General features: G+C 45.2%; 5 protein-coding genes. 2 read left to right on the top strand and 3 right to left on the bottom strand.

Annotated elements, in window-relative coordinates; genetic code table 11:
• Positions 1–33: 33 nt before the first annotated feature.
• Positions 34–735 (top strand): orotidine-5'-phosphate decarboxylase, encoded by a 702-nt coding sequence (gene pyrF / locus IQ242_RS18465; protein ID WP_193960971.1) that lies wholly within the window; start codon positions 34–36, stop codon positions 733–735.
• A complete protein-coding gene (locus tag IQ242_RS18470) occupies positions 699–1,235 on the top strand; it encodes a hypothetical protein (RefSeq protein ID WP_193960972.1) in 537 nt (178 codons plus the stop codon). Before pyrF ends, IQ242_RS18470 begins: the two co-directional genes overlap by 37 nt.
• Here the strand turns inward: IQ242_RS18470 and prmC are convergent.
• From prmC to IQ242_RS18485, 3 genes are all read right to left on the bottom strand, one after another.
• Positions 1,232–2,116 (bottom strand): peptide chain release factor N(5)-glutamine methyltransferase, encoded by an 885-nt coding sequence (prmC, locus tag IQ242_RS18475; RefSeq protein ID WP_193960973.1) that lies wholly within the window; start codon positions 2,114–2,116, stop codon positions 1,232–1,234. The two genes, IQ242_RS18470 and prmC, sit on opposite strands and share 4 nt — an antisense overlap.
• Before the next feature lie 5 nt (positions 2,117–2,121).
• Entirely contained in the window at positions 2,122–2,922 is an 801-nt protein-coding gene (locus IQ242_RS18480) for a Tic22 family protein (protein WP_193960974.1), read from the bottom strand.
• 398 nt (positions 2,923–3,320) lie between these two features.
• On the bottom strand, positions 3,321–3,755 hold the full coding sequence (locus tag IQ242_RS18485; protein ID WP_193960975.1) for a hypothetical protein: 435 nt from the start codon (positions 3,753–3,755) through the stop codon (positions 3,321–3,323).
• Between the last annotated feature and the right edge of the window lie 259 nt (positions 3,756–4,014).

Here is a 4,014-nt window from a genome sequence, read left to right on the forward strand (position 1 = left end):
TAAGAGACAGCTTCCCCACTGTATCGCCCAAATATGACCAACTCAGACCGAATTATTGTTCCTCTCGATGTGCCGGATTTAGAACAAGCGATCGCACTGCTCGATCTGTTGCCAGAAGTCAATTTTTGGAAAGTGGGACTAGAATTATTTGTCAGTAGCGGTGCAGAAATTCTAGGGATTCTGCAAGAAAGACAAAAAAAGAGCTTTCTCGATCTAAAATTTCATGATATTCCCAATACGGTCGCCGGGGCCTGTCGTTCAGCTAGTCGCTATCAAGTGGATTTACTCACCCTGCACGCTACGGCCGGACGGCAAGCACTGACGGCGGCGAAAGGGGCAATCTCTGACCTGCTATCACCGCCAAAACTTCTCGCTATCACCGTTTTAACCAGCCTTAACGCCAGGGAATTAGCTCTCGACCTCAAAATTCCCCTAGAACTATCGGAATATGCCTTAAATCTGGCATTATTGGCCAAGGAATCGGGAATTGATGGGGCAGTTTGTTCTCCCCAGGAAGTGGCGCAATTGCGGCGCGTCTGTGGAGAGGATTTTCTCTTAGTTTGCCCCGGAGTTCGTCCCTCCTGGTCAAGCAAAGGGGATCAAAGTCGGGTGATGACTCCGGCCCAAGCGCTTAAAGCTGGGGCTGATTATCTAGTAATTGGACGACCGATCACCGGTGCCGAGGAGCCAAAGGTAGCATGGACAAAAATTTGTCACGAATTAGCCGATATTTAGGGGTATTACTGGTTATTTTCGGGATTAACTCGCCGGCTGTTAGTCGTCCTCTTTCTAGCTGTCCGGAGGATTTAAATCTTTTAGTTGATCGCCTCTTGTCAGATTTACCCAGTTATGCTAATCGAGTTATTACCCGTTCCCAAATCGACCAAAAATTATCTACACCGGTTTTTGTGATTATTGCCGGTCGTCCCGAATTTGCACCCCTACCTTTAAGTGCTAGTCAATATTCCGGTCAAATTGCCGATGACACTCAACAGGTTTTTTTTACGACTTTAGAGCGTCAGTATAGCAAAAATCGCTCTGTCACTCTCCAGAATTATCACTGGTTATTTTTAACTAAAACTGGGGAAGGATGGCGATTAGTGACGGTTTACAGTCAATTAGCTGCCCTTGAACCCGCTCAAGTCCCCTTACCTCCCCTAGAAACCAGCCAAGGCACCATCGGCCAAGCGGTGCGTCTCTGGCTGCGGGACTGCGAAGCGGGTGCATTGCGCTAAATTCGCTCGGCCAAAACAAAGCGATCGAAACCTGCTAGGTCGTTAATAATCTGAATTTGTCGATAATTGCCCTGATTTTCCAGCATTTGCGCTACTTTTTCCCCTTGACCGGCTCTCATTTCCACTAGCCAAAGACCTCCTGATCGCAGATAATCGGGAGCAGTGGCCACTAGATAGCGCAGCGCGGTCAATCCGTCTTCACCTCCATCGAGGGCCAAACGGGGTTCATGTTCCCGCACTTCAATTTGTAGGTCGAGGATTTCTGCACTGGGAATATAGGGGGGATTGGACAGCATACCCCTAATCTGTCCTTGCCACTTCTCTAGGGGTGTCCACCAAGAACCCTGTTTTAAGATAATTCTGTCGGCAAAACCCGTCTTGATGATATTTTCTTTGGCGATCGCTAAAGCCGTTTGACTGTAATCAACTGCATATATCTCTGCTTTTGTCAAGATACTGGCTAAACCAATAGCGATCGCGCCGCTACCAGTTCCCAGATCTACCCAGATTCCCCCGTCGTCTCCTCTGACGGTTTCTCCAACAATATCGATTAATAACTCGGTTTCGGGACGAGGAATTAAGACCCCTGGGGAGACTTTGAGGGTAAAATTACGCCAGACCACCGATTCGAGCAAATACTGCAAGGGAACCCTTGTTTGCAGGCGTTTTTGCCAGCGTTCAGTAATTTCCGACCAAGAATAACTCAAAGGGATTTTTTCTCGTTCGCGAAAGGATTGTAAGCGCAGGGAAAGAGTATCTAAATCTGTCACTGCTTGCAGAAAGATATCCACTTCCTTCGGAGATAGTTGCGCTTGCGCTAAATCAGCGATCGCCTGTTGGCGCCATTGACTTAATTCTTGACCGGAAATACTAGCAGTCACAGGGCTTAACGATTGGAGGCGGGGGGATTACTGGTATTATTATTAGAGCGTGGCTGATTTGCCGGGGGTTGGTTGGGAGCATTTTGGTTACTATTTGCTCGGATAAAATCAATCGTTTCTTGGCTAGGAAAGAGGAGAATTTTAGTTAAAGCTTCATCGTTGCTTTGTTGTAGGGTGGCGATGACACTTTCTAGGGGAATAACATCAATTTTCACCGTGGCTGCTTCGGCGGGATTGGCTTTTTTATATTGTTCTGCCATTTGTAAAGCGGCGGCTTTTTCAAAGAAGAAAGGAATAAAATCCTGATTATTGCGACTGACCACTAGAAAATTACTCTCTTTTCCCGCTTTCGGCACAAATAAAGGGACACCGCCTTGATATTGTTGACCTCTTTCACTAAGCAGTTTTTTCGCCGATTCTACTTCCGACTCTTTGGGAACAAAATCGATAATTAAACGATTTTGTTCGGTTTGACTGGTTTGCATCTTATAGACTTGTGCCAAGGAAACAGGCTGAACTTTAACTTTGCTGGCCACTTCAGGATTCTCTTTTTTCAGTCGTTCAAAAAAGTTTTCTGCGTCCTGCCGACTGATAAAAACTCCCGTGAATTTCTGTTCTTTTTCTCCTACGGCAATTAGGGGAACTCCTTGATCATCGGCAATAGCGAAGACAGGTACAGACTGCAAGGTTTTGACGATTTGTTCTTCTGGTAAAGCGAGTGCTTTAGAATAGCTGCCCAGCAGCGAAGTCAACATTGTCGTTCCTACTAAACCAAGGGTTGCCGTCCAACGAATGAGAGATTTCATCAAAATAATTACCTCGTTATTACTATTAACCAATATTTGCCGTGAATCTGAACTATATCGTCTGCTTAACCCCTCCGATCAGGAGTTTTCTGATGAATAACCAGCCCCAAAAGTTCCCTTTATTGGCTTGCTTCTGAACCATCATAGCTAAAAAGATCCGCACTTGGTCAGATGTGGTGGCAGCGGCGACGAGGAAACAGGGGCAACTTAGGGGCTGATCTGGAGAATAATAGGAATTAATTAGAGTTTTTAAGCTATGTTTTCCGAAAAAAACGCTTTAGCTACGGTTTAAGTTTCCTTAAGCTTGCTTTTGCCTTCATAAGCACCAACTTAAGCTCAAAAGGCCTCCTCTTGTCTGAATCAGTTAGTCAACCGGCTACCTTTTGAGCTTGGCACTGCTAATGACTTTCCGAGAGATGGTGCGGATGGGCGATCGCTAACCGCAGCCATTGATAGGAAACTAGATTTAAAATCAGTCCGATGATCAATAAAATCGCCATGAGAGCGATTTGATACCAGGCGATCGGTCTGACCAGAAGATCGGCGATCAGATGGGCTAAATTCAAGACAGAATAGACAATTGTCAGCCAGAAATGGGCCTTTCTCAAGGAGCGACTTTCGCTAAAATTGACCCCGATAATCGCTAACATTGGCAGCAAAAAAAAGAGCAACATTCCCCAGAAAATCGGATCGAGATTGCTGGTTTGATGACTCTCGACGATCAATTGACCATGGAAAAGCGGCATTAAACCCAGTTGGGTGTGAAATAGGGTTCCCAAGAGGAATGTTGTCCAGAGAGCGGCAATTTTTTCGGGATATTTCGCTGTTTTCACGGTAATTATCCTCTTAATCGGTTAATATAAAAGTTCGGGCTAGGTGAGAAAGTATTCTTAAATTTTTCCTAGTCACTTATCTATACATTCTAAAAAAAGTTTCTGTATTTAAAATTACTTTTTACAAAAAAACACAAAATAAGACCTCTTGCAAAAATCAAAAATCTTCCGTTAGGTGAGGAGTCAGGAGATAGGAGTCAGGAGTCGGGAGACGGGAGATTATTTTTATTTATTCTCCCCACACCCCACACCCCACACC

The sequence above is a fragment of the Microcystis sp. LEGE 08355 genome (genome assembly GCF_015207185.1).
GTDB lineage: Bacteria > Cyanobacteriota > Cyanobacteriia > Cyanobacteriales > Microcystaceae > Microcystis > Microcystis panniformis.